Source organism: Calothrix sp. UHCC 0171 (genome assembly GCF_034931845.1).
Classification (GTDB): Bacteria; Cyanobacteriota; Cyanobacteriia; order Cyanobacteriales; family Nostocaceae; genus Brunnivagina.
This window is the reverse complement of the sequence record NZ_JAYGHN010000037.1, coordinates 25482-51469: the sequence shown is the minus strand read 5'-3', so window position 1 is coordinate 51469 and position 25988 is coordinate 25482. Positions and strand designations below refer to the sequence as shown.

Genomic DNA, 25988 nt, shown 5'->3' with positions numbered 1-25988 from the left:
TTATAACATCAAAAGCCGTCTTAGAAGGACAGGGCTTTAAACCCAGTTTTCGGCAATTAATGTAGAGCATAAGTTTACAGCCCTATTTTATTTGTTGAAGGCTAAATTATATGTAATTAAAATAACTACAAAAACAAAAAATACTAGAAGATTTACTATTAGTATAGAATGGTGGCTTAGTTATTTTTGTCACTACAACGACTTATTTCCAGTATTTTATGAATAAAAAGGCTGATTCTAAATACTCGCATCTTCCATCTCTGTTATTTGTCGCTGTAATTTTTAGTTTCAGTACCCTAGCGGCTAATACTCAACAAGTTGCCGCGCAACCCAAAGGGCAATTAATCCAACAGCAAATCCAACAGTTGAAACAATCAAAGCAACGCTGGATTCAAGTTAATCTTTCCAAGCAGAGATTAATTGCTTGGGAAGGAAGAAACCCTGTATATACAGTGCTGGTATCTACTGGCAAAAAAGCAACTCCGACATTGACTGGTGTTTTTAACGTGCAAACTAAGCTGAAGAAAACACGGATGCAGGGTGAAGGTTACAATATTCCTAACGTGCCCCATGTGATGTATTACGATCGCGGTTATGGTATTCATGGTGCTTATTGGCACCGAAAGTTTGGGACTCCGGTTAGTCGAGGTTGCGTAAATCTTGCCCCCAATCATGCAAAATGGTTATATGAGTGGTCTAGGGTAGGTACACCAATAATTGTGCAGCGATAAGCTGTATCATTAATTTCGTCTAAATATTTACGAACTAGCCGAAGTATTCTCAAATCATCCTCCAACCACGTTCTATTTTGTATTGATTTATTGCAAATACAAGATAGTTTCCGTAATTGCATACAGAGTTAAGGATGTATTTATTTGAATCCTAGATATTGCAACTCTTGATTTTACCTAGTAAAGCACGGCGCTATTTCCAGAGCAATACAGAAGTCTACCAAAATAATTATGACTACAAATTTAGAACTCTCTGCAACTCCTACTAGCGAACAAATTTCCCGCACTAAAGCAAAGATTGATGCTTATATTCAAAGTGTGGAAGCTAACCCCAATTTCCGTTCCGGTTCGACTCCTTACTACGGTTTTCACGAAGCTGGAAAAGCTATACACGGTACAGTGGTGATATTTCACGGCTTTAGTGGCAAACCGAAGCAAATGTCCAAACTTTCTGATTACTTATTTGCTAATGGTTTCAATTATTACCAAACAAATTTAGCTGGACATGCTCTGCAACCACCCAGCAAGTTTTGGTGTCAGGTTGACTTAAAACCGGAAATATACAAGCCTTTGCGAGAGAAAGTCCAAAAAGACAGCGTTTTATCTAACTATATTGCGAATTTTCCCACAGACCCCAATAAATTTCAACGTCCTTCACTTCAACTCCAAGCTAGTTTAGTCGCACGATTACTATTGATTGAACCGCGCTTGGTAGATATTGTCCCCGCAGTCGAGAGAGATAACGACCCTGATTTTTACCGTTATTTTGATTCCAATCATATGGAATATCTCACCCATGCACAGCAAAGATTGGCAGAACTCGACGATATGCCAGGACCCATTTATACCATTGGGTTATCCGTAGGAGCTGCGATCGCACTTGGTTTGGCAGCAGATAAACCTCAACGTATCTCGAAAGTTGTCAGCTATGCTCCATTATTAAAGCTTCATGAACCCATGATGGAGCGATATGTGAATTTAGCAGGTCCGTTGGATATACATGAAAAAAGCTGGAGTCCCGGTGAAAGTTTTCCCATTGGAGCGCTGACAGCAGCCGCAAAATATGGCGCTTTTGTGCGTGAATCTAAAAATGTGAAAGCATTGCAGCAGGTTCCGACTTTTATGGTGCTGACGGAAAATGAGGATGCTGCAAACATCCCTACAAATCAGAAGTTTTTCAATGATATTGGTGGAAATAAAAAGGGACATCGTTTTTACATGTATCCCGCTAGCGATTTAGTTCCCCATCCGCTTGCAGAGCCAGATGTAAAAAGCCAGGGGATGACTAATCGTTTTTGGCAAAGTTTATATCAGGAAACCTACAGATTTTTAACGACTGGTGAAATTAACCCCGGTAATATGAGTAATACGGAACAAGACCCCAAGTTACCCCTAGTTCCTCCCTTAAAATAGGGAATGCGATCGAGTCTGCATAATTATTGATCATTTTTGCTTGGCGTTAACCGAGATGATAAGTTTTTAAATTGTTCCCTGTTAGACTTCTTCTTAGTCTTGTTCAGAAATCAAATAAGAGTCCTATATACATTTTTGATTAGGAGGCGATCGAAACACTATTTTGATTGTCTATATGTTGAGTTTCGCATCAATAAGTATGCTCCACCCAACATCAAATATAGATGATGAAATTAAGAATTTTGGTATGCCTTAATAAAAGCTTTGACTGAATGCCCGCAAGCGTTCATCATAACTCCATTAATTGTACCACTTACACCAGAGCCAATAACTGGCACCACTGTTGCAACATTTAGTAATGTTCTTTCACCTGCCTTGGATATCAACTTAATTCCTAAAACTTTATTGATTTCTGCAAAAGTTTTACCGGGTATAGCCATTAATGCTCTTTGAATAGCTTTTTGAGCCGCTTGTGTTCCCAATTTATTCGCGAATTCTGATATTGTAACTCCTGCGGCAGCAGCTAAAACTAATGGTTTTGCGTAATTGTTAGTTACATCAATGCCATAAATTGTAAGCAACGTTGATGCTAACTTTACTTGCGAGTAAAGGGTAATTGCAACATCGCTAGGGATTCCAGCTAAACCGATAAGTCCGTTACCAATGCCATTACCAACCGACCAGAGTGTGGATTCATAAATAGCATGATCTGTCATTCGATCCCTATCACCAAACCAGCGTGAATCATTAAGAAAAGTTTTACCCCATTCATTGCCTCCCTTAATCGCACTATTAATAGTTTGACCGATAACAGGCATTTCTATAATCGAGTCGTAATCCATGAGCTTTTCACCTCATTTATTCAAAACTTTTGGCTTACAGCTTTAGGATTCCCATTTTTCTTTCTCCACTAACAAATCGGTAATCTTACTTAGATATAGATTTTTTTACTTAATGTTATATCCTCTAAAAAAGTGGGAATAATAACGTTAGTCAGAAAACAACTTTACTCTGTAATAGATACTACGGCATCTCTGATTATTACCATCAATTAATCTCAATACTTTTATGGAAACCCGACAGTACACGCAACCTTTAAAATATTGGATAGAACAAATACAAAAGATACAGATTAAGACCATCATGTTAATCTGTATTATTCTATGGACACCTTTTTTAACAATTGCGACTTTACAGGTTCAACATTCTTGTCATCCAATGATTCCATGGGCTGTAAAAATCCCAGCATCATGTAATCAAGAAATAGTAAAAAACATCTACAAGAAAGAGTATCAGCAAGCACAAAAAGCCCTAGCAGTATATAAACAGAGTCAACAGCCACATATATTGAGCAATAATCTGAGGAATCATCTCAGAAAAGTACAGATTTCAGTGATGGAATCATTTGGGTTTTAATTCAAAATTATTGGCATCTTTTCCAGATAGGATTCTAGCAAACCAAATTTTACACTGTCGATGATATTGAGGAACGAAAAATGCAAAACCAAGAAAATAATTTTACTGTTGATACACAAGAAGTAATAGAAAATGCAAATCAAAATCTAAAGTTTGCATCGAGTAATAAAGTAATTGTGGGAGCTATTTTGCTGATTTGTATTATTGGAACACTTCTCTTAATCAATGGGGGTAATGATTTGTGCTTGTTTAGTACTTGTGGTGATAGTCGCTTTCATACTACTACATTTACGAGTGATTTTTGGTCTTATGCAGGTGGTGCAGCAACCATACTAGTCTTGACTTCATTTTTAGGAATGTCAATTTTACCTGCGGTTGGAATATCGGCAGGTATATGGCTTCTCATATATACATCGCTTCACCTTTCTTAAATGAAAACTCAAATCTAAATATACAAATAAATGCTTAACTTAATTGAACTCAGGCAAGTAAGTAAAACATTCCACAAAAGTTTTTCTAAAAGTACGATTCTCCAAAATATCGACTTCACGATACATAAAGGGGAATTTGTCGTTTTGCGCGGTGAAAATGGTGCAGGTAAAAGTACATTATTAAATTTAATCTTGGGGTTAATTAAACCGAGCCAAGGTGAAGTAAAATTGATGGGACTTTCTCCACAAGATTCTACATCAAAATTACGTGTTGGAGTGGTTTTGCAAGAAACAACTATCCCCAAAAATATAAAAGTTAAAGAACTTATCCAATTAATGCAAAGTTATTATCCTCAAAAATGCTCAGTTGATGATATTTTAAAACAAGTCAAACTCGAAGATAAATCAGAAGATTGGGCAAGTAGTTTATCTGGTGGGCAAAAGCAACGTTTATATTTTGCTCTTGCATTAATCGGAAATCCCGAACTTCTCATTCTAGATGAACCCACAAGAAATTTAGATGATAAAAGTTATAAAGAATTTTGGGAACAGATAACAGCTTGTTATAAACAGGGAATTACCATTTTAATGGTGACAAATAATAATTCTGATTGGGAAAAACTCAATTATCTGGCAACACGCTACATTAACTTGCATAAAATCACTAACTCTCCTTTTGGTAGGCAATTGAGTGAAGAAATAAACCAGACGAATAGTAATCAGATATCGACACAAAATCAACAAAATAAAACTACTGAAAGAATATCTTACAATTCATCTCACTACGTATCAAAAATATTTAGAGAACAAATTTGGAGTGAAATTATTCAGCTATTACGTACACCAGCCTTTTTAGTAGGAATTGCCTTGTTCGCATCATTTGTTAGCTTTCTTCCATTTCATGGGGAAAATGCAAAGGAAGCGCTGGCATCATTTAGTGTATTAATATTGCTAACTATTTGTATTGATCGTCTTGGTAAGCGTATATCTGTTGAACGTGCGGAAGGTTGGTTAAAGCTACTTAGAGCTACTCCATTACCACCAGGAATTTATATAGCGGCAAAAGTTTTCACAACTTTGCTACTATCTGCCGTTACTCTCATATTAATTATGATATTGGGAGTTTGGCGATTAGACATTGAAGCAAACCTAGAACAGCTTTCACTTCTCTTTATCGGCTTGATTATAGGAGCAATTCCGTTTGCAGTTTTAGGATTAGCACTATCTTATTTAACTGAGCCAAAAAGTTATGATTCTATAGCTGGTTTGTCAATTCCTATTGGTTTAGCGACATGCGGGGCATTAAAATTAACAAAACCAAGTTTTTTCCCAGATATAGTTTTATTCTCCCCTTTTTATCATTATCGAGAATTAACATTATGGGCAGCAGGAATTGATTTTGACAAGCATCTTGTATTTCACATATTATGGTTGATTTGGGCTGGATGTGTCTTTGGATTACTAGCGATTTGGGCTTATCAACGTGATTCTGTGACTCAGTAGGAAAATACATTATCCTTGTCTACAAAAAGTAAATATGCATATCCATGTATGATTGATACTAGAGATGTTCGGGGTGATATCTCTAGTATTTTTATGCAGCATATAATTACCTCTTGTGGCAGTTTAACTACAGAATATGGAATAAATTGCTACTCATTTCTTCGCTTTAATGCCAGTGAGTAAGGTAGCAACCCAACTGGAGATAATTGTCAATGGCAGAAACATTGCTAGCGGTATAATCCACAATTCTTTACTTACTAGGGATAAAATTATGGCGAGGCTGCCGACGGTGGCAAGGCTAATTGTATAGATTGTCATACCTTGACGCATCCATCCTTCTTGACAGTTGAAAGTTGCTGCTGTGGGTATGAGTAACAAACCAAATACAATTGCACCAATCAACGGACTAATACTATTAGTAAATATCCACACACCTAAAGATAACAAAGCAATTCCAAAACAAGCACCCCACCAGTTAGATTGTTGAATTTCTGCTTCCGAAAGTGCTAAACGTCCAAATTTATTCAGACGCAGCAACAAAGTAAAAAATGGGTCGGCAATCCATGTGAAAATGACAAATAGGAGATAAACGATCGCCACAATAATGACTAAGGGTTTTAATCCGACTTGATGCAATCCTACTAACATGAATCGCACGGCAAAATATAAGCCGATCGCAAACACCCATCTGGTAATATGATTTAGGCGTGACGACCATAAGAAGTAGCGCAGTAAGATGCGATAAATGGGGTTTTTTGCCTTGAGTGCTTCTACTACTCCTTGACGTGCCCATTCCATATTCGGGTTGAGTCGCAGTGCTTCGCGAAAGTATGTCAAAGCTTTGTCGGGGGATTTCCCATGGGAAAGCAAAATCCAACCGCTACTGGCATAGGAAGAAGCGTCTTCTGGGGATAAAGAAATTGCATCTGCCACTGCTTGAATGGCTTCGTCTCCTTGCCCTAACTGCGATAGCGATAAAGCTCGATAATTCAAACATTCCACATGTTCGGAATCGATCGCTAATCCCTGAATTGCGGCATCAAGGGTATTTTGCCACTGTTTGCGATTGTAGTGACAGCGTGCCAATAAAGCAAAATAAGCAGCCTGGTAAGGGTTGAGACGAATCGCTGCATATACCGACTTTTCTGCTGCCTCCAACTGATTGCGATCGCATAAAATATAACCCAGTATGTAATGGGGAAATGGTAAATCTGGGGTTAGGGAAATTGCTGTTTCTGCTGCTTGAGTCGCTTCTTGGTAACGCTGTTGATAATTTAAACATAACCCTAACAGGGCATAGGCATAACCTTCATGGGGGGACTCCGCCAAAGCTTTACGGAGTTCCACCTCTGCCATCTCGTAACGAGATTGTTCTAATAGTAATGTTGCACGCTCGATGTTCACTGGGAAAGGAGTTAGGGAATGCTGATAGGGAAATGCTCAGAACTGAGTTGGGAATCAAGAATTAACTACAAACTACATTTTTAAATACTTCAAAATATCGTCATATAAGCCACCTTCATTGGCATACAGGGCATAATTACGGGCTGTGGTAAACCATTCTTTGGTTGATGGCTTAATACTGCCAGCAGCAGAAAGTAAATCTTTGGTTGAGAGGGGTTTGGGAATACCAATTTTCATCGCTTCTTGTAATTTGCGTTCCACTGCTAAATCAACCACTGCTTTTAAGTCGGCTCCGGAGAAATTCTCTGTCTTTTTACTGACATGTTCGTAGTCAATTTCCTCAAGTGGCTTGCCTTGACATAATAAACGCAAAGTGGCTGCTCTGGCTTTGGCATCTGGTGGTGGTACAAATAAGATTCTGTCAAATCTTCCCGGACGGCGAAAGGCTGTATCTAGATGCCAGGGAGCATTGGTAGCTGCCAAAATCAATACACCTTCATTCGAGCTTTTGACACCATCCAGTTCTGATAAAAACTGATTGATTACCATGCGACTCGAACTTTGTCGTAGGTCGGTACGATTAGCGGCAAGGGCATCTACTTCATCGAAAAATAAGACGCAGGGTTGATTGTAGCGGGCTTGCTCAAAGATTTCATGTAAATTACGTTCGCTATTCCCCAGCCACATGTCGAGGACATCGTTTATACCAACGGAAATAAAGCTGGAATTGATTTCGCCAGCAGTGGCACGGGCAAGATATGTTTTACCACATCCTGGAGGACCATAGAGTAAAATCCCACCCCCAATGGTTTTACCGTAAGCTTTGTAGAGTTCGGGTTGGTTGAGGGGATAGATGATTTTCAGACGAATTTCATCTTTGAGAGTATCCATTCCCCCGACATCTTGGAAGGAAATTTCCGGGCGTTCTAGGATATCTTCATCTAAGAAGGCGATGTCGTCTCTGAGAATCGATCTGATTTTACCGTTGACAACTTCGTTGCTGGTTTCCGTGTCGGTAATCCCCAGAAGTCCGGCAAAATCTGCATCTGCGATCGCCGGGTCAAGAGCGATCGCCTGGCGGTATTGGCTGACTGCTTGCTTAACTGCACCGGAATTTAATAATAATCGCGCATGTAATAGATATGCAAGCGGTGGACAATCGGAACGTTTCACAAAATCTTCAACAATCACTAAAGCTTGCGAATGCTTGCCCTGTTGATAAAATGCTTTTGCTAATCCTAGTTTTAATTCACTTTCTTCTGGCTTAAGCGCCAAAGCCTGACGGTATTCTTGCTCGGCTTCGTCAAACTGCCCCACACTCAAGAGCATTTCTGCCAAGTGTTGTCTGAGGGGAACATTATTTGGAGAAAATTTTAGTGCCTCGCGCAGTGCTTTTACCGTTTCCTGGCTGGTAGTCATATCATTTTCGACTTTGATTTTTTGGTTAAAAAAGAAATTCAAATGCAGTAGTGTCTATCATAAGCAATCAAAAATTGAGTTGATGAAAATGAAAGTAGCTCAAATACTTGCCCTGTGAAGTTTTGAGGCTATTCTCAAATGCCTATTTTTCATGACTGACTATCAAAAATGACTATAGGTAGGGATTTTTGGATGACTACACAACAACCAGATGCCCTATTCCTCCGCACTCGCAAACTGAGCCGGTATTTCCAGGGGAATTTGACCTAATAAACCTTTACGGAAATCAGTGAGCAATTGACAGGCAGTACGTTCTACGTCGCCGTTGTAACGATATTCAGCTAATGCATGGAGATATGCTTCACCTGTGTAGTCGCTGGGATCAAAATTGTAACGGGTTTTCAAGAGATTTTTGGGTAATAAATTCGCTGCCACGGCTTCGAGATAAGTAATAATATCTACAAATGCCGATGCAATTAATTGATTATCGTAGGAAGCATTCCCAATATCATCACAAATCGCTAATTTGACCGCAGCTTCTTGATCTTGCAATTTTAAAGGGATGACACCAGGTGCATCCAGTAATTCTAATTGATCGGAAATTCTCACCCAGCGCAAGGAACGAGTCACGCCGGGACGGGCTGCACTTTCGACTACACGTTTACCCAGTAAGCGATTAATTAAAGCCGATTTTCCCACGTTAGGGAATCCAATCACAACAGCACGGACAGGGCGTGGTAACATTCCCCGACTTTTGCGACGTTGATTTAATTCAACTCCTGCTGCCTGTGCGGCTTTGGCAACTGCGGCTACACCTTGTCCTTGCTGGGCATTGGTGTAATAGGGCACTTCATTATTCTCTTGAAACCAGTTTGTCCAAGTTTGCCGGACTTGGGGGGAAATCATATCTAGGCGGTTCAGCACGAGTATGCGGGATTTATTCCCAATCCAGTCGAATAATTGCGGGTGGTGTGTGGAGATGGGAATGCGCGCGTCGCGAACTTCGAGAACGACATCAACAAGTTTGAGTTGTTCTTTGAGTTGCTTTTCGGCTTTGGCGATATGTCCGGGATACCACTGGATAATATTTAATTTATAGTTTTGAGTTAGTCCCATTTTTTAAGTGCTGAGTGAATGAGTTAGAAGTTAAAAATTCTCCCTTATCTGACTTGTCTACCTTTTCTCCTCTGAATTTCTCGTTTCCTGATGTAATATAATTCGATTACCGTCGGGGTCGTAACTATATATTTCTTGTCCGTGGGATGCTGTGATAATTTTTCCTGGTGGTGGATAGCCTAAGTCAGTCAAATGGGCGATCGCATTTTTTAAGTCTTTAACCTCTAAGCACAAACTCATTTTACTCTGGGTCAGCGTTGCAAATTCTGGTTCATGTGTCGGTTTGGGTTGAAAGATGCCTAATTTCACACCGGGAAGTTGATATTCTGCATATACATTGGGAATATATTTTCTCGGTTCTTGGTTGAGGAAAGCGGTGTAAAAATTCACTAGTATTTCTAAGTTGGTGGCTGCGAGAGTCACTAGGGAATCTGTTACTTGTATTTGATTAGACATTAGATATTAGGAGGGTCAAAATTAAGCAAAGCTGGAAAAATCTAAATTTGGGGGAATATCTTGAATCCGCCCGGAACCAACAGCACGGATAGCTTCGCGTAATGAAACATCACCCGTATAAATCGCCCGTCCAACGATCGCAGCTGTGACTCCTTGAGGTTCCAGTGCTAGTAAACTGAGTAAGTCAGTGACAGAACTCACGCCCCCAGAGGCAATTACGGGTATAGAAATTGTATTGGCAAGTTCACGGAGTGCTTCTAAATTGGGTCCTGCCAGGGTTCCATCTCGGTGAATGTCGGTGTAAATTATTGCCGATGCCCCAAACTCTTGCATTTGGATGGCAAGTTGAGTAGCTTCGACTTCGGAGGTTTCCAGCCAACCGCGTGTAGCAACTTTGCCGTTACGGGCATCAATCCCCACGATAATTTGTGTGGGAAATTCTTGGCAGAGGCTTTGTACTAACTGGGGTTGTTCGACGGCAACGGTTCCTAAAATTGCCCAGCGCACCCCAATATCAAATAATTGTTTCACACTCTCGCGATCGCGTAATCCACCTCCGACTTCAACGGGGATTGATATCTCCTGCGTAATTGCGGCGATCGCTTCTAGATTAGCGGGTTTACCTACTTTTGCGCCATCTAAATCGACTAAATGTAGTCGAGTTGCACCTTCGTCTTGCCACTGTTTGGCAACTTCAACTGGATTTTCGTTAAATACTTGCGACTGTGCGTAGTCACCTTGATATAGTCGCACGCAGCGACCGGCAAGTAAATCAATTGCGGGGATAACTTCCATTTTTGCGTTCCTTATAAAATTACAATTCTCACTGCCCAGAGTTTTATACAGTGAGTATGCAGTTTGATTGTGTCGGGAGAAGTTTATTTTCTCACCAAACAAGTCGGATTAGGGTATGTTTGAGAAAGTTTGGACTGGTCAAAAAACCCTATACAGTGTGTCGCGTTGTTGATACGGACGTTGACAAGATGTAGTGATCGCTTTTTGGAAATCCTCTACTTCCATACAGGTGCCACCAATTGCACCTGCCATTGTCGTAATGTGTTCTTCCATCAACGTGCCACCGATATCATTACAACCCCACTTTAAAGCTTCAGTGGCTCCTGCAAGTCCCAGTTTTACCCAACTTGGTTGGTGATTGATAATATAATTTCCTAAATAAATTCGAGCTACTGCTGTTAGTAAAAGTGCGTCTTTTAACACAGGTTGGTCACGTCCAACACGACGACGCAAGGGTTTTGGCGCTTCCTTACCCACAAATGGTAGCAAAATAAACTCTGTTATTTTCGTGGGATAATTATTGGCGATCGCTTTTTGTTGCAGAAGTCGCAATTGTTCTAAATGTTCAATTTGTTGTTCGGGTGTTTCGATATGCCCCGATAGCATGGTGCTGGTGGTGGGTAATCCAAGTTTGTGTGCTGTTTCAATAATTTCTAACCAAGTATTCGCGTCAATTTTCTCTGGACACAGTACCTTTCTCACAGCATCATTTAAAACTTCAGCAGCAGTCCCCGGTATGGAACCAACACCAGCATTCTTGAGGGCGGTAATGACTTCGATGTAGGAAATATTATCCAGTCGAGCAATAAATTGGATTTCTTGGGGTGAAAAAGCATGTAGGTGTAACTGGGGAAACTCTTGTTTGATGGTTTCTACTAACTTAATGTAGTAATTTAAAGCCTTACCATCAATTTTGGCTTCCGGATTCAATCCACCCTGCATACAGATTTCTGTCGCCCCTCTTCTGACTGCATCAGTGGTTTTTTCACGAATTTGCGCCCAATCTAACCAATATGCACCGACTTCACCCTCATCTCGACGAAAAGCACAAAAGCTACAATGTTGCTCGCAGATATTGGTAAAATTAATATTGCGGTTAATCACATAAGTGACAGTGTTTCCCGCCTGTTGTTGACGTAGCTTGTCAGCAGTGTCGCGAATTCCGCTAATAATATTTGAGTCAGTTTGTTTCAGTAACGTTACCCCCTCTGCGGGAGACAAATCATACCCCTCACAGACGCGATCGAGAATAGCATCAACAGTTGCAGTAGCCACAGTTCTCCAACAGGATATAGGAATCAGAATTTAGGAGTCAGAATACAGAAATCAGAATATAGAAATCAAAATCCAAAAATCAGCATAAAATTAGTTGGCAGAAGTTCAGATTCCATTTCATGATACTAGAAGTTGCCATTCTTGATGTTAAACCTGGCATGGCTGGAGAATTTGCAGCTACCTTTAAAATAGCCTCAACCATCATTGCTTCGATGTCGGGATATATTTCTCACGAACTCCAACGTTGTATAGAAACGGAGAACCGTTATATCCTGTTGGTGCGCTGGCAAAAATTAGAAGATCATACTATTGGGTTTCGCCAATCATTAGAATATCAACAATGGCGATCGCTCTTACATCATTTCTATGAACCTTTCCCAACGGTGGAACACTATACCCCTATTGATGAAATCACTTCTCCTAATTTCTGATGCCTGGTTTTATTCCTGCCCCAACTTGAATCAAATCACCATCTCAAATTAAGTTGCGAAAAACCATTATCATTCATCATATAGATAGAATACAAACAAAATTTCCCATCGATGCCTATGAGACAACTTGTAAAGTAAATATTAAGTAACTTCTCAGTCGAGCGTAGCACACAAACTTGCTGCTACATCAAGATTTTATATTGATTCTTCAATTTACAAATAAATTAACAAATTAAAGTCTTTGACATTCAACCCAAATCAGACTTAGCATTTGATCTAACTTTCATACAAAAATCAACATCCTCCACCAAAAACCACTTCCTAGCACTGTTCCCTCAACAATTTTTTGAATGAGTATCATCGAACCAAATTCACTTCTCTCAGTGCCAACTGGTCCTTTACGGATTTCAAAATTTCCTCCCTCATCTGCATACCGAACCAGAAACACCGTTCTGTTCTCGCTTGTAATTCCCACCTACAAAGAGCGCGACAATATCCAAAAGATTGTGGAAACACTGAGCCAGTTACTCGATGAATCCATCCCCTACGATTATGAACTAATTATCGTTGATGATGATAGTCCCGATCGCACTTGGGAAGTTGCCCAATCCCTAATTCCTGCATATCCTCAATTACGGGTAATGCGTCGTCAAGGTGAACGGGGACTGTCATCGGCTGTAGTACGTGGTTGGCAAGCCGCAGAAGGAAAAATTTTAGGAGTGATTGATGGCGATTTACAGCATCCTCCGCAGGTTTTGTTGCAATTGTTACGTGCTGTTGAAGAAGGCGCTGATTTAGCCGTTGCTAGTCGTCATGTTGATGGCGGAGGTGTTAGCAGTTGGAGTTTTGTCAGGAGATTTTTGTCCCGTGGTGCCCAACTTTTGGGTTTAATGTTTCTACCCCATGTTTTAGGTAGAGTTTCTGACCCGATGAGCGGTTATTTTTTATTGAGAAGAGACAGTATTGTTGAAGCTAATCTTAACCCTGTTGGCTACAAAATTCTCTTAGAAGTTTTGGGGCGGGGTAATATTGATGAAATTGTCGAAGTTGGATATGTGTTTAGCGAAAGACTAGAGGGTGAAAGTAAGGTGACATGGAGGCACTATGTCGATTATCTACATCATTTGCTGCGCCTACGCTTAACAACTGGAGATTTAGGACGCTTCCACCAAAGATTCAATTTTCCCATCGCCAGATTTTTACGCTTTGGTGCGGTGGGTTTTAGCGGGTTGTTTGTGGACTTAGCAGTATTTCACATTCTGCGGCAAATCATTGGTTTGGGATTAACTCGCAGTACAATACTTTCGGCGGAAGTCGCGATAATTAACAATTTTTTATGGAACGATGTTTGGACGTTTCGGGATATTTCGCGTTGGCAAAAAGGTGGCAAGGCTCGTTTTCGCCGATTTTTGAAATTTAACGTTATTTGTCTCACTGGGGTAATTTTACAAGCATTGATTGTCAACTTACTATTTAATGTTTTGGGAGTAAACCAGTATATCGCCAAATTAATTGCGATCGCATTTGTTGTTCTCTGGAACTTTTGGGTTAATCTCAAACTCAGTTGGCGTGTAACAGATGTAAATAAATAAGGGAAAAGGAAAAATAATGCTTTCCCCTAATCGGCTTATGCAGTTAAAAATACCTAAAGTTCAAGAGTCACAACATCAAGATTTTCTGTTATTACTTTTATGGTTTACTGTTGCTCTCATTTTACGTTTCATCAATCTCGGCGCTAAACCACCTTGGACTGATGAATTTTCCACACTAGTTTTCAGTTTAGGTAACAGTTTTTTAGGTGTGCCACTCGACCAAGCTATTAATGTTGATGTATTATTAGAACCTTTAAAACCACGTGTAAATACTAGTATACAAGACGTATTCAAGCATTTATTTACAGAAAGCAATCACCCACCAATTTATTTTATACTTACCCATTTTTGGTTACGATTATTTCCGACTGATGATGGATTAGTATCAGTTTGGGGAGCGAGAGCTTTGGCTGCAATCTTAGGAGGCGTAACAGTTCCCGCTACCTATGCCTTGAGTTGGCTGGTGATAAAATCCCGTTTAGTTAGTCATCTGGCTGCGATAATCATGGCAACCTCACCCTACGGGATTTTTTTAGCGCAGGAAACTAGACATTACACATTAGCAATATTGTGGGTAATTGCCTCGTTGGCTTGTTTTTTAATTAGTACACAACATCTCAAAAATAATACTAAATTATCTTTTAAAGTTGTTTTGATTTGGGTAATTGTCAATGCTTTGGGAATCGCAACACATTACTTTTTTGTGCTGACTTTATCTGCCCAAGTTATTGTCTTAATTTATCTTTTTATTCGTGAATTCAGAAAAGAGGAAAATGGGGAAAATCAAAATATCCTCACATCTTCCTGGTATCGCATTCTCGTAGCAATTACGGCTACAGTAGTCGCTGGCGCAGTTTGGATTCCAATATTTTTACAAAATAGTTATGGTGGTAAATTAACAGAATGGATACAAGGGGAACGTAGTGGTTTAGCTTGGCTGAGTCCAATTTTTCAAGCTTTAGCAGCTTGGATTACGATGATTTCTTTACTACCTGTCGAATCACCACAAATCCCAATCATCATTGCTTCTGGACTAGTCATGTTGGCTTTTTTTATTTGGATTACACCAATATTATTGCGCGGTTTGAATTTCCGACTGCAAGAGCCAAAAAATCAGTTTCTCACACATATTCTACTCAATTTTATTATTGCTTCTCTAGCAATATTTTTTATTCTCACCTATTTTTTTGGCATCGATTTAACGCGAGGGGCACGTTATAATTTTGTCTATTTCCCTTCAGTAATTGTCTTAATCGCTTCCAGTTTAGCTATTTGTTGGCAAACAGCTAAAATCAAAATTTGGCGATGGCAAATATCTGGGAAGAAGGCAGTGGCGATAGTTTGCTTAATGTCACTAACAAGTGCTATTACAGTTGTGAATAATTTAGGGTATCAAAAGTATTATCGACCAGATTTATTTGTCGAATTAATTCAAAAAACATCACAAGTACCAGTTTTAATTGCCACTACTCAAAAAACCCACGTTCATATTGGTGAAATGATGGGTGTTGCTAGAGAATTTAAAATTAGAGAAGCAAGAAAAAAGACAAACAAAGAAGCAATTAATCATGTCCCGACTAAATTTGTTTTAGCCCACCAAGATGACAATCCTGAAACTTCGACAGTCGCTTTACGAAAAATACTAGAAAAACAATCAAATGCCTTTGATTTGTGGTTAGTGAACTTCTATGCAGATAAACCAGAAGAACTAGATACTTGCGTCCAAGAAAAACCCATATTGCCAGCAATTAATGGTTATGAATACAAACTATTTCATTGCCAATAAATTGTATTCCAATTTCTAAACGCGGTTACACAACTTACACAACCTCAATCTCATCTAACCTATTAATTACCACATCTGCACCCCCGACATGATCCACCTTACCTACCCAAGTAATGCCAATACACCCAGCAGCACCAGCATTCTTGCCCATTGTCATATCACCAACCGAATCCCCAACCATCAAAGTGACAGATGGCTCCATACCCAATCTTTTGCAAGCCTCTAAAAACAACTTGGGATTAGGTTTACTCACTTCCCCGTCAACACCCATCTCTAATTCTATATAATCAGAAAGATGATGCGATCGCACAAAATTTTGCACATCACTAGTAGTCGCAGCCGAAAGAATACCCAACTTCAAACCTGCTGCGGATAAATTTTTCAATAACTGCAAACAACCAGTAAACAACGGTGAAGGAATATCTCTAACATACTTATCAGCTTCATCTAATGTTTGCCGGGCAATTTGCCGTGATTCAAACCAACTTTTCCCCGTTTCTGCGATGTATGCTGCTGCGGCTACCTCAGTTTCCCAGCGACTAGCTACAGCCATCAGCCCCGCAGGATCAATACTACCACCATTGACTCCAAATGCCATCAACAAAGGTTCCCCCACCCCTGGAACCTGCGCGTCTATCATCCTGGCTCCTCGCTGCGCCAAACTACGCAAATAGCTATCCGAGTCTTCTAATGTACCGTTTTTATCAAATAAAATTGCTTCGATATTATTAAATATCTTATTTCTACACTGGATAGTAACCACATGCAACTCCCGAAAATTCAAGTTTAATTTTTATCTATTTTTATCTATTGGCATCCCGTAATTCATAAATCTCCGCATCTCTGAAGTTTGGTAGATACCCTGAATAAATAACCAATTACTAATCACCCATCGCAACTTTCATCTCTTGGTACTCAAAATTTTTAGCACCAGTCAAAATTGCCCCATCCCATCTAGTATCACAAATATCAACACCAAATAAATTTGCCCCCATTAAATTGGCACCAGATAAATTTGTTTCACACAGAATCGCTTTGTGGAAATTACAACCCATCAAATTTGCACCACATAAATCCGCTTCTCGGAGGCTAGCACCTGTAAAATTAGCAAAATATGCTTCGCTGTGATGTAATTTCGCCGCATTCAAATTCGCTTGCAATAAATTAGCTCCATTGAGATTTGCAGCATACAAATTCGCACCCATCAAACCTGTATGATTGAGGTTGGCTTTAGCAAGTTTTGCTCCTTGTAAATTCGCCAAAAATAATTTTGCCTTCGATAAATTAGCCAATTTTAAATTAGCCGATCGCAAATCTGCTTTGTAAAGATTCGCACCTGATAAATTCGCACCACGTAAACTTGCCCCTGACAAATTCGCAGATTGTAAGTTGGCTCCGCAAATCCACGCACGATTGAGATTTGCTAAGTTAAGATTTGCATTTCGTAAACTAGCTTTATGTAGGTTTACTTCGTATAAAATAGAACTCAAAAGCTGGCAGTTGTCAAGGTCAGATTCAGCTAAGTCGGCACCGCGCAAATCAGCCTCACTCAAATTAGAACCACGTAAATCTAGATGCTGCAAGTTAGCACCCCGTAAGTCAGCACAACGCATGTCAGTATTGCGGAGGTCGAGTTTACTACCTGCCCCATCTTCAGGGGAGTTACACCTACCAATTACGGTAAGAGCTGTCTGAATATCGGTGCGAACTCTTGTTTGCTTATTTTCAGTCTCTAATTGCAGATGACGAACAACAGCATTTTCACGGACAAATGCTGTTAATATTTGCATCACAGTCCAGTTTTGCTGGGAAGATTCGCGGGCAACTCCTTCTAATACGTAAATAGCACCCGTGCGTGTCGCCACATTTTCGTGCCCTAGCTGGGTAATTGCATTCATAAATCGCTCTGTAGCTAAACGCTCTTGAGCTATTTGCGTATTCTTCACATTAATTTCATTGCTTTTTTCAATTGCGATCGCATTTCTACGTATCGCTTCTGTTCGTTTGCTGGCATAGTAGGCATTGAGCATGACAGCAAACCCCAAAAAGCAGGTTGCACTAGTTGTCAAGGCTTGGTTGGCGACTTCCACCTTTTGTAATGCCGATAACTGCCTATTTCTAGTAAAAAGCAGGAAAAACAACCCTGGTGAGACAGTAAAAATTGCAGCGATGGCAACTAGCTTACTCTTGAAAGCGTCTGTCTTATTCGCAGACATAATAGAAGTATTCCTCAAAACACAGCATTCCTACGTAGACAATTGGGAAAAAGCGTATAGCATTTATTTCAAAATTTCAATATCTGCCAATTTGCTTTACTAACAATGCTATTGTTCAATCTTACGAGACAAAGCATTGTCATAGTTCGATATGGATACCGAATTAATACCAAAAAAACCGTAGCAACACCTGATGAGGATATTAAAAAACACAGAATTCAGAACATATCCACAAATTTATTAACCCGGAGGCTAAGAAAAAAATTATTTTTTCCCCAAGGATAAATCTGAGGTTTCTGATATTACTCGTTACAGAGCTTCAGAAAAGCATTTTCTCTTCTGAATACTGAACTATAACTTTTTTCTGAGTGAATTAATAATACTTCAGTATTGAAATTACTAACACTACTTATTTAAGATTACTTCTCCGAGAATAGTATTGTAAAGATTTACATCCCTGAGATTTGCGCCATCTAAGTTTGTACCGTGTAAATTTGCACCACGTAAATTTGCCAGATATAAATTCGCTTGATATAGATTTGCCTCTTCCAGATTCGTATCTACTAAATTTGCAGCACCTAAAATTGCTTGCGACAAGTTCGCTTGCTTCAAATTAGCACCTGTCAGATTGGCTGCACTCAATACAGCACCGCATAAATTAGCTTGAATTAAACTAGCACCAGCCAAGTTGCTTCGGTATAAACTGACTCGCTGCAAATTTCCATGATCTAAATTTACTCCCCGAATATCAACCTCACTCAAATCGAGAATTTCCTTGTCTGCATCCTGTTTCGCATCTCTTCTGGCAATTACTGTGAGTGCGGCTTGAACATCTACACTAATATTTGCGCTAATATTTGCAGTATGACTTAGACTTTTATTTAATAATTCCGAACTTTCAAAATTTGGCTGATTCTGAATATTTGCTTGACTCCGAACAAAATTAGCAAGAAATTGCATTCCTTGCCAATGATTTTCTGGATAAGTTCTCAGAATTTCCTCTAACTCGTAAATTGCCAGTAAACGAGTTTTTAAGTCCTGTGCCGCCAGGGATTTAATTGAATTTTTAAAAGTCTGTCTCTGCATCATTCTTAGATTTTTTTACTTCAGTTTGATTTATCTTTTTCTCCGCCAACCCACTGGCGAATCACAGTTTGTAAAAACTTTACCAAAATCTCGTAGATGCATACTTAGGCGTGGATTCGAGACTAATAATTATCATTTATGACATCAATATTGCTTCCGTAAGTGCAAAAAAATTATATGAGAATAAAATTATATTAAAAAAAATTAAAGCTTGTCAAAATCTTCCGGATTTTAATTTATCAAACTTTGTCGAAAAGGTAAATATCTACAAGTTAGATATAAGTTATCAGTCGGAAATATGATTAGGCTAGATATTATTCTACCAGTAATTGAGTGTTAAGACTTATCATGATATCAAATGCATCAAAAACAACAACTAAACAAAAAAATATAGTTTTATTGGGTGGTGGTCATAGTCATGCTATTTTACTGCGATCGCTTGCCAATAAACCATTACCAAATGTTAATTTCAGCTTAATCACAGAAAATAGAGATACTCCCTATTCAGGAATGCTACCGGGACATATTGCTGGATTTTATACTCATGATGAATGCCATATCAACTTGGAAAAATTAACTAATTTTGCTGGGGCTAAATTATATATTGATGAAGTAATTAATTTAGATTTGGAGAATAATAAAGTCATTTCTACTCACCTTCCAGAGATAGAGTTTGATATTTTATCAATTGATATTGGTAGCACACCTACAACAATTACAGTTCCTGGTGCTACAGAGTATGCAATACGAGCGAAACCTGTATCGATATTACTGAGGGAATGGGATAAATTTTGTCGTGAAATTATCCATTATTCTCCACCAATTCGTATTGCTATTGTCGGAGGAGGTGCTGGTGGAGTTGAATTAGCTTTAGCAATGCGGGCAAAATTAAATAATCTCAATTTGCATGAAAATCAAGAAATTGAAATACATTTATTTCATCGCGATCAAGAATTAATGCCAAGTTATCATTTGTTCATGCGCCAGTTATTAACAGAGGTTTTATTACAACAGGGAATTAAATTACATTTAAAAGAAACTGTTTGTAAGATTGAAAAATCAGAGAAACTTTATTTAAATTGTGAATCAGGCTTAACTTGGGAAGGCGATCGCATTTTTTGGGTAACGCAGGCATCAGCACCACAGTGGTTAAAGACAACTGGTTTAAAGACAGATAAAAATGGCTTTATTTTAGTTAATGAACAATTACAATCTTTATCGCATCCCCACATATTTGCGACAGGGGACATTGCGACAATGGTTAATTATCCTCGCCCCAAAGCTGGTGTATTTGCGGTTCGTCAAGGAAAACCATTATTTGCTAATTTGCGACGGTATGTATTAGGTAAACCTCTAAAACCTTATATTCCCCAAGCAAAATACTTAAGTTTAATTGGCACTGGAGACGGAAAAGCAATTGCAAATCGTGGTAATTTAACTTTGCCACCAAGCCGTTTATTATGGTTGTGGAAAGATTGGTTAGATAGAAGATTTATGCAGCAATTTCAATAATTGTGATGGAAATTAAATACTTGTCTTCTCGCGCATCCAAGTAATAAAAAATCGATTGTTTAATGATTTGATAATTTTTCCCCTTGTCGTTTCTGGATGTGAATGTAATAAAGGAATGGGGGAATTCCCAGAAGCGGTTATAAGCATGAATTAGAGGTGTAACTATATATGTCTTTACGTAACAAATCTACCGATTGGCAAGTGGGAAATCATGAGGCTTATATGCCTGTTTATTATAAAGGTGCGATCGCTGGATTTTTCAAAAGAGAATTTTCTGAATCCATCACTAAACATCTGAACGAAGATGAACTATTAAAAAAAGCATTAACAACTGCTTGTACCGATTTAATTCGTCAATCTGGTGGTGATATTCATCAAGTAAAAACACTGATTAATGAATACTTGAAAATGTGCGATCGCCCCAAATACGGAACCCTCGCAGTGGCTGCCTTACTCCAAGAGCGACAACAAGAGCTAGATTTAGGCGATCGGGAGTTTACTAAGTTTTGTGACACTTTTAAATTGTCCCCTGTAGAGTTGAATAACATCTATGCTGGTGAACATATTGACGATAGTTTAATCGCGCCAATTTCCCGCATATTAGGTCTGCCTAAAGACGAATTAATCAAAGTCCGCGATGGATGTGAATAAAAACAATAACCTGCGGTGTTGTATTCTTACCTAAACAACAGCCTTGAGAAAAATCTTGGAAAATTTTTTGCTTTTAGGTCAATTATTCTACTAACTTTGGCATTAATTTTTGTTAAGATTGGACACGATGCGAGAAATCGCCCTACTTAACTAAATCATTACCTTGGAGATATTGAATGCTGCGACTCGAACATATCAGCAAAATTTACCCGACTGGTGAAGTCCTCAAGGATGTAAATTGGGAAGTGAAAGCGGGCGATCGCATCGGCTTAGTCGGTGTTAATGGTGCAGGAAAGTCTACCCAGCTAAAGATAATTGCTGGCGAAATCGAACCGACTTCTGGTGAAATTATCCGTCCTACGAGCCTACACATCGCCTATCTGAACCAAGAGTTTGAAGTTGATCCTAGCCGCACAGTGAGCGAGGAATTTTGGACGGTATTCAAGGAAGCAAACTCCGTCCAACTAGCCTTAGCACAAGTTCAGCGCGATATGGAAAAGGCATCGCCCGAGGAACTCGATAAATTAATCCATAAATTAGATAAATTACAACGCCAGTTTGAAGCGCTAGATGGATATGGTTTAGATGCGCGCATTGGCAAGATTTTACCCGAAATGGGTTTTCAAATTGAAGATGGAGAACGTTTAGTCAGTGCATTTAGCGGTGGCTGGCAAATGCGAATGGGTTTAGGTAAAATTTTGTTACAGGAACCCGATTTGTTGCTGTTAGACGAGCCTACTAACCACCTTGATTTAGAGACAATTGAGTGGTTGGAAGAATATTTGAAAAAGCTGATGACACCGATGGTAATAGTTTCCCATGACCGGGAATTTCTCGATCGCCTGTGTACACAGATTGTCGAGACTGAACGTGGTGTTTCTAGCACTTACCTTGGTAATTATTCTGCTTACCTACAACAAAAAGCTGAAAATCAAGCTGCACAATTAAATGCATTTGAACGTCAGCAAAAGGAACTCGAAAAGCAACAAGCTTTTGTGGAGAAATTTCGTGCTAGTGCCACTCGCAGCACCCAAGCGAAAAGCCGCGAAAAACAACTAGATAAAATTGAACGTGTTGAAGCACCAACAGGTTCTGTGAAAACTTTACGCTTTCAATTTCCCCCAGCCCCTCGTAGTGGACGTGAGGTTGTGGAAATCAAGAATTTGACCCATGTATATGACGACAAAATTCTATTTTTAGGCGCGAATCTATTAGTTGAACGTGGCGATCGCATTGCATTTGTGGCTCCCAATGGTGCGGGTAAATCGACACTGCTACGCTTGATTACCGGCATGGAACAACCATCGGAAGGTATTGCCAAGCTGGGAGAACATAACGTGATTCCTGGCTATTTTGAGCAGAATCAAGCTGAAGCCTTGGATTTGAACAAAAGTGTCATGGAAACTATTCATGATGAAGTTCCAGACTGGAATAATGAACAAGTTCGCACACTTTTAGGTAAGTTCTTATTCAGTGGTGATACGGTTTTCAAAAATGTTTCGGCATTGAGTGGTGGCGAAAAAGCACGTTTAGCACTAGCAAAAATGCTCCTACGTCCGGCAAATTTATTAATCTTAGATGAGCCGACAAACCACTTAGATATTCCCGCAAAAGAAATGCTGGAAGAAGCGCTCCAAAACTATGATGGTAGCGTCATTGTCGTCTCCCACGACCGTTATTTTATCTCCCAAATAGCCAATAAAATAGTTGAAATTCGTGACGGTGATTTTCGTGTTTATTTAGGCGATTATCACTACTATCTCAGTAAATTAGAAGAGGAAAAAGAAGCGGCAAAAATAGCAGACATTGAAGCGGAAAAAGCTGCCAAAAAAGCTACCAAGGCGGCAAAAGCCAAAGAGAAAGCGAAGAAGTAATTATTTATATAGCTGAATTTCCCTAACTTGCGGATTACTGCATAACAGGTTTTCGATTCAGCTTTAGTAAAAAAGTTAGTAGAGCCAAAAATTAATTAAGGGATGCAGAAGGGGAAACAAAAATGTTTCCCCTTTTCCCCCGATTATCTAAACCTAAACCATGCCACCAGCAGCTTGAAAACGAGCGCGAGCGCGTTTATATGCTTGATTTGCTTGGAATTGTGCTTGTTTATCATCAGCAGAAACTTGTCCTAAACGAGTTTCCGCTTCGTTGTATGCAGCGCGTGCTTCTTCGAGGTTAATCGTATCACCACGTTCCGCAGCATTGACGAGAATCGTCACTTCATTTTCTTCAACTTCGGCAAAACCACCCTGTAGGGCGATCGTAATCCAAGGTTGGTTTTTGCTAGGACGTACGCGCATTACACCAGTATCCAATGCTGAAAGCAATGGCGCGTGTCCACTCAGGATACCAAGTTGTCCAGTAGTGCTAGGAAGAATGACTTCCTCAGCAGCTGCATCCCAGACTGTTTTATCTGGGGAAAGTACGCGAACAGTTAATGTCATATCTTGTCTGTTGTTAATGGTTATTGGTTAATCGCTAATCGTTAATGGTTAATTGTTATCTATTCGGTATTAGTTATTGATTATTGGCTACTTCTGTCAACTTACCATTAACCACCAACCACCTAACTATTAACTATTAACCACTAACTATTAACTATCAACAATTAACTAATTAGCCTTTCATTTTTTCAGCTTTAGCGATCGCTTCGTTGATATCGCCAACCAAGTAGAATGCTTGTTCAGGTAAATCATCCAACTCACCCGACAAAATCATCTTGAAGCCTTTAATGGTATCTTCAAGCTTCACATACTTACCAGGAGAACCTGTAAATACTTCTGCAACGAAGAAAGGCTGCGACAAGAATCGCTCAACTTTACGTGCGCGCGCCACAACCAAACGGTCATCTTCAGACAACTCATCCAAACCGAGAATTGCAATAATGTCTTGTAATTCTTTATACCGTTGCAGTGTCGCTTGTACAGCACGAGCAGTATCGTAGTGATCCTTACCAACAATGTCGGGTTGCAACATTGTCGAGGTCGAACCCAATGGGTCTACCGCCGGATAAATACCTTTAGAAGCCAAGCCACGAGACAATACAGTTGTACCATCCAAGTGGGCAAATGTGGTCGCAGGTGCGGGGTCAGTCAAGTCATCCGCAGGTACATATACAGCTTGAATCGAAGTAATCGAACCTTCGTTGGTGGAAGTAATCCGTTCTTGCAAAGCACCTACGTCAGTACCCAAAGTTGGCTGATATCCTACCGCAGAAGGCATACGACCTAAAAGTGCGGATACTTCCGAACCAGCTTGGACGAAACGGAAAATGTTATCGACGAACAGCAATACGTCTTGCTTGTTAACGTCGCGGAAATATTCAGCCATTGTCAAACCAGACAAGCCAACACGCATCCGCGCACCGGGTGGTTCGTTCATCTGACCGTACACTAGCGCAATCTTCGACTCGTTGAGGTTGTCTTTGTTGATTACACCAGATTCCATCATTTCATTGTAGAGGTCATTTCCTTCGCGGGTACGTTCGCCCACACCTGCGAATACTGACACACCACCATGTTGAGTGGCAATGTTGTTAATCAACTCCATCATGATTACGGTCTTGCCTACACCAGCACCACCGAACAGACCGATTTTTCCACCACGGCGGTAGGGAGTTAAAAGGTCAACCACTTTAATCCCAGTTTCAAACACCGAGGGTTTGGTTTCCAATTCGGTGAATTTGGGTGCTGGACGGTGAATGGGGAGAGTTTCGGTATTGTTTACTGGACCTCTGTTGTCTACAGGTTCGCCAAGAACGTTGAAAATCCGTCCTAGGGTTGCCTTACCAACAGGTACGCTAATTGGCGCACCTTGGTCTAAAGCTTCCATTCCGCGTACTAAGCCATCGGTCGAGCTCATAGCAACAGCTCGTACCTGATTGTCGCCCAGCAACTGCTGCACTTCGCAAGTTACGGAGACATCTTGTCCCGCTTCATTCTTGCCTGTAATTTTCAAAGCGTTGTAGATTCGAGGCATTTTGCCGTCGGGGAATTTTACGTCTACAACTGGACCAATGACTTGGGTAATGTAACCGATGTTCGTTTTGTTTGCAGTGGTGACCATGCTGGGGTCCTATTGATTGAAGCTATTTTTCAGATAGGGTCTTATTTAGGCTTGAGTTCAAGCTATATTCATCTTCCAGAGTAGCACTGAACGGCATCACTCTTGGGGATAAATTGATTCTTAAGAAGAACAGCTTTTATTGAAAGCTGCGATATTATATATGTCCCTTTCGGGAATAAGCAACTAAACGGACTTTTTAGTACAAATACACTCAGCAAAAAGTGTGCGTATTAATACGAGAACAATGCAAATATTACTGAGGTTAGTTTTTCCCTGAGGGGATTTAGTAGGTTGGTATTTCCCTCCAAAACCTCAGCATTGTATTCATTGTCAAATTATGTATATTTTTAAAAATCGAACTTAAAAATCGAACTTAAAAATCGGGCTTAAAAATCAGACTAATGGTCTGAATGTATTTCGATTCAGAAATTTATTGATGATTGGTAATTTAGGTTCTATTGGTGAGAGAAATGAGATTTCTCAGCAAACAAGTCGGATTATGGCTTCAATCCCAGAAAACAGGTTTGCTTTGGTCTGCTAATTTAGTTTATAAATAGTTTATAAATAACCTCTTAATAGCAGGCAATTTTAGATATGTTTGAGCTTATTAGCCCTAATAAATCAAATATTAGGTGAGATGGTACTTTTGCAAATTTACCAATGATAATTGTAGAAATAGATGCTCATGACTAG

The 25988-nt window shown here is 39.6% G+C and carries 22 protein-coding genes; 10 read left to right on the top strand and 12 right to left on the bottom strand.

Annotated elements, in window-relative coordinates; all coding sequences use genetic code 11:
* Nucleotides 1-218: 218 nt before the first annotated feature.
* Both VB733_RS22290 and VB733_RS22285 read left to right on the top strand, forming a co-directional pair.
* A complete protein-coding gene (locus tag VB733_RS22290) occupies nt 219-731 on the top strand; it encodes a L,D-transpeptidase (protein WP_323342246.1) in 513 nt (170 codons plus the stop codon).
* Nucleotides 732-962: 231 nt separating this feature from the next.
* A complete protein-coding gene (locus VB733_RS22285) occupies nt 963-2144 on the top strand; it encodes an alpha/beta fold hydrolase (protein ID WP_323342245.1) in 1182 nt (393 codons plus the stop codon).
* Between the two features lie 233 nt (nt 2145-2377).
* Here the strand turns inward: VB733_RS22285 and VB733_RS22280 are convergent, their stop codons facing one another.
* A complete protein-coding gene (locus VB733_RS22280; protein WP_323342244.1) occupies nt 2378-2986 on the bottom strand; it encodes a hypothetical protein in 609 nt (202 codons plus the stop codon).
* A 654-nt stretch (nt 2987-3640) separates the two neighbouring features.
* Between VB733_RS22280 and VB733_RS22275 the strand changes: the two genes are divergently transcribed.
* Nucleotides 3641-3991, top strand: a complete 351-nt coding sequence (locus VB733_RS22275; protein ID WP_323342242.1) for a hypothetical protein — start codon at nt 3641-3643, stop codon at nt 3989-3991.
* Nucleotides 3992-4021: 30 nt separating this feature from the next.
* Nucleotides 4022-5494, top strand: coding sequence for an ABC transporter ATP-binding protein/permease (locus VB733_RS22270; protein ID WP_323342241.1), 1473 nt, complete (start codon nt 4022-4024; stop codon nt 5492-5494).
* Nucleotides 5495-5647: 153 nt separating this feature from the next.
* Here VB733_RS22270 and VB733_RS22265 read toward each other — a convergent pair whose 3' ends face one another.
* From VB733_RS22265 to cofH, 6 genes are all read right to left on the bottom strand, one after another.
* Nucleotides 5648-6898 carry a tetratricopeptide repeat protein gene (locus tag VB733_RS22265; protein ID WP_323342240.1) on the bottom strand — a complete coding sequence of 417 codons (1251 nt, stop codon included), beginning with the start codon at nt 6896-6898 and terminating at the stop codon, nt 5648-5650.
* Nucleotides 6899-6970: 72 nt separating this feature from the next.
* On the bottom strand, nt 6971-8317 hold the full coding sequence (locus VB733_RS22260) for an ATP-binding protein (protein ID WP_323342239.1): 1347 nt from the start codon (nt 8315-8317) through the stop codon (nt 6971-6973).
* Nucleotides 8318-8533: 216 nt separating this feature from the next.
* Nucleotides 8534-9433: a ribosome biogenesis GTPase YlqF gene (gene ylqF / locus VB733_RS22255; RefSeq protein WP_323342238.1), complete on the bottom strand. Its 900-nt coding sequence runs from the start codon at nt 9431-9433 to the stop codon at nt 8534-8536.
* 57 nt (nt 9434-9490) lie between these two features.
* Nucleotides 9491-9889 carry a VOC family protein gene (locus tag VB733_RS22250; protein ID WP_323342237.1) on the bottom strand — a complete coding sequence of 133 codons (399 nt, stop codon included), beginning with the start codon at nt 9887-9889 and terminating at the stop codon, nt 9491-9493.
* A 21-nt stretch (nt 9890-9910) separates the two neighbouring features.
* On the bottom strand, nt 9911-10684 hold the full coding sequence (gene hisA, locus VB733_RS22245; protein WP_323342236.1) for a 1-(5-phosphoribosyl)-5-[(5-phosphoribosylamino)methylideneamino]imidazole-4-carboxamide isomerase: 774 nt from the start codon (nt 10682-10684) through the stop codon (nt 9911-9913).
* Between the two features lie 138 nt (nt 10685-10822).
* The gene (gene cofH, locus VB733_RS22240) at nt 10823-11959 is read right to left on the bottom strand and encodes a 7,8-didemethyl-8-hydroxy-5-deazariboflavin synthase subunit CofH (RefSeq protein ID WP_323342235.1); all 1137 of its coding nucleotides are present in this window, start codon (nt 11957-11959) and stop codon (nt 10823-10825) included.
* 119 nt (nt 11960-12078) lie between these two features.
* Between cofH and VB733_RS22235 the strand changes: the two genes are divergently transcribed.
* From VB733_RS22235 to VB733_RS22225, 3 genes are all read left to right on the top strand, one after another.
* Nucleotides 12079-12390 carry an antibiotic biosynthesis monooxygenase gene (locus tag VB733_RS22235; RefSeq protein WP_323342234.1) on the top strand — a complete coding sequence of 104 codons (312 nt, stop codon included), beginning with the start codon at nt 12079-12081 and terminating at the stop codon, nt 12388-12390.
* Nucleotides 12391-12740: 350 nt separating this feature from the next.
* Nucleotides 12741-13982 carry a glycosyltransferase gene (locus tag VB733_RS22230; RefSeq protein ID WP_323342233.1) on the top strand — a complete coding sequence of 414 codons (1242 nt, stop codon included), beginning with the start codon at nt 12741-12743 and terminating at the stop codon, nt 13980-13982.
* A 37-nt stretch (nt 13983-14019) separates the two neighbouring features.
* The gene (locus tag VB733_RS22225; RefSeq protein WP_323342249.1) at nt 14020-15768 is read left to right on the top strand and encodes a glycosyltransferase; all 1749 of its coding nucleotides are present in this window, start codon (nt 14020-14022) and stop codon (nt 15766-15768) included.
* Nucleotides 15769-15802: 34 nt separating this feature from the next.
* Here VB733_RS22225 and VB733_RS22220 read toward each other — a convergent pair whose 3' ends face one another.
* The 3 genes from VB733_RS22220 to VB733_RS22210 all read right to left on the bottom strand — a co-directional run bounded on the left by VB733_RS22220 (nt 15803) and on the right by VB733_RS22210 (nt 19073).
* Nucleotides 15803-16531: an HAD family hydrolase gene (locus tag VB733_RS22220; protein WP_323342232.1), complete on the bottom strand. Its 729-nt coding sequence runs from the start codon at nt 16529-16531 to the stop codon at nt 15803-15805.
* A 118-nt stretch (nt 16532-16649) separates the two neighbouring features.
* Nucleotides 16650-17984 (bottom strand): pentapeptide repeat-containing protein, encoded by a 1335-nt coding sequence (locus tag VB733_RS22215; RefSeq protein WP_323342231.1) that lies wholly within the window; start codon nt 17982-17984, stop codon nt 16650-16652.
* A 405-nt stretch (nt 17985-18389) separates the two neighbouring features.
* Nucleotides 18390-19073, bottom strand: coding sequence for a pentapeptide repeat-containing protein (locus VB733_RS22210; RefSeq protein WP_323342230.1), 684 nt, complete (start codon nt 19071-19073; stop codon nt 18390-18392).
* Between the two features lie 345 nt (nt 19074-19418).
* Here VB733_RS22210 and VB733_RS22205 point away from each other — a divergent pair, with 345 nt between their 5' ends.
* From VB733_RS22205 to VB733_RS22195, 3 genes are all read left to right on the top strand, one after another.
* Nucleotides 19419-20582 (top strand): FAD-dependent oxidoreductase, encoded by a 1164-nt coding sequence (locus tag VB733_RS22205; RefSeq protein ID WP_323342229.1) that lies wholly within the window; start codon nt 19419-19421, stop codon nt 20580-20582.
* Nucleotides 20583-20750: 168 nt separating this feature from the next.
* On the top strand, nt 20751-21233 hold the full coding sequence (locus tag VB733_RS22200) for a hypothetical protein (RefSeq protein WP_323342228.1): 483 nt from the start codon (nt 20751-20753) through the stop codon (nt 21231-21233).
* A gap of 176 nt (nt 21234-21409) precedes the next feature.
* On the top strand, nt 21410-23107 hold the full coding sequence (locus tag VB733_RS22195; RefSeq protein WP_323342227.1) for an ABC-F family ATP-binding cassette domain-containing protein: 1698 nt from the start codon (nt 21410-21412) through the stop codon (nt 23105-23107).
* 153 nt (nt 23108-23260) lie between these two features.
* On the opposite strand, the gene atpC is transcribed toward VB733_RS22195, so the two are convergent.
* Together atpC and atpD are read right to left on the bottom strand one after the other, a co-directional pair.
* Entirely contained in the window at nt 23261-23674 is a 414-nt protein-coding gene (atpC, locus tag VB733_RS22190) for an ATP synthase F1 subunit epsilon (RefSeq protein ID WP_323342226.1), read from the bottom strand.
* A 172-nt stretch (nt 23675-23846) separates the two neighbouring features.
* Nucleotides 23847-25295, bottom strand: a complete 1449-nt coding sequence (gene atpD, locus VB733_RS22185; protein ID WP_096615118.1) for a F0F1 ATP synthase subunit beta — start codon at nt 25293-25295, stop codon at nt 23847-23849.
* Nucleotides 25296-25988: the final 693 nt, after the last annotated feature.

What these genes read in the sequence shown, in the direction of transcription:
- VB733_RS22260 (WP_323342239.1), bottom strand. Translation starts at nt 8,317, where the DNA reads ATGACTACCAGCCAGGAAACGGTAAAAGCACTGCGCGAGGCACTAAAA.
- VB733_RS22210 (WP_323342230.1), bottom strand. Translation starts at nt 19,073, where the DNA reads ATGATGCAGAGACAGACTTTTAAAAATTCAATTAAATCCCTGGCGGCA.
- VB733_RS22275 (WP_323342242.1), top strand. Translation starts at nt 3,641, where the DNA reads ATGCAAAACCAAGAAAATAATTTTACTGTTGATACACAAGAAGTAATA.
- VB733_RS22200 (WP_323342228.1), top strand. Translation starts at nt 20,751, where the DNA reads ATGTCTTTACGTAACAAATCTACCGATTGGCAAGTGGGAAATCATGAG.
- VB733_RS22225 (WP_323342249.1), top strand. Translation starts at nt 14,020, where the DNA reads ATGCAGTTAAAAATACCTAAAGTTCAAGAGTCACAACATCAAGATTTT.
- VB733_RS22290 (WP_323342246.1), top strand. Translation starts at nt 219, where the DNA reads ATGAATAAAAAGGCTGATTCTAAATACTCGCATCTTCCATCTCTGTTA.
- VB733_RS22215 (WP_323342231.1), bottom strand. Translation starts at nt 17,984, where the DNA reads ATGTCTGCGAATAAGACAGACGCTTTCAAGAGTAAGCTAGTTGCCATC.
- VB733_RS22250 (WP_323342237.1), bottom strand. Translation starts at nt 9,889, where the DNA reads ATGTCTAATCAAATACAAGTAACAGATTCCCTAGTGACTCTCGCAGCC.
- ylqF (WP_323342238.1), bottom strand. Translation starts at nt 9,433, where the DNA reads ATGGGACTAACTCAAAACTATAAATTAAATATTATCCAGTGGTATCCC.
- VB733_RS22230 (WP_323342233.1), top strand. Translation starts at nt 12,741, where the DNA reads ATGAGTATCATCGAACCAAATTCACTTCTCTCAGTGCCAACTGGTCCT.
- VB733_RS22205 (WP_323342229.1), top strand. Translation starts at nt 19,419, where the DNA reads ATGATATCAAATGCATCAAAAACAACAACTAAACAAAAAAATATAGTT.
- VB733_RS22195 (WP_323342227.1), top strand. Translation starts at nt 21,410, where the DNA reads ATGCTGCGACTCGAACATATCAGCAAAATTTACCCGACTGGTGAAGTC.
- atpC (WP_323342226.1), bottom strand. Translation starts at nt 23,674, where the DNA reads ATGACATTAACTGTTCGCGTACTTTCCCCAGATAAAACAGTCTGGGAT.
- VB733_RS22235 (WP_323342234.1), top strand. Translation starts at nt 12,079, where the DNA reads ATGATACTAGAAGTTGCCATTCTTGATGTTAAACCTGGCATGGCTGGA.
- atpD (WP_096615118.1), bottom strand. Translation starts at nt 25,295, where the DNA reads ATGGTCACCACTGCAAACAAAACGAACATCGGTTACATTACCCAAGTC.
- VB733_RS22285 (WP_323342245.1), top strand. Translation starts at nt 963, where the DNA reads ATGACTACAAATTTAGAACTCTCTGCAACTCCTACTAGCGAACAAATT.
- hisA (WP_323342236.1), bottom strand. Translation starts at nt 10,684, where the DNA reads ATGGAAGTTATCCCCGCAATTGATTTACTTGCCGGTCGCTGCGTGCGA.
- VB733_RS22280 (WP_323342244.1), bottom strand. Translation starts at nt 2,986, where the DNA reads ATGGATTACGACTCGATTATAGAAATGCCTGTTATCGGTCAAACTATT.
- VB733_RS22270 (WP_323342241.1), top strand. Translation starts at nt 4,022, where the DNA reads ATGCTTAACTTAATTGAACTCAGGCAAGTAAGTAAAACATTCCACAAA.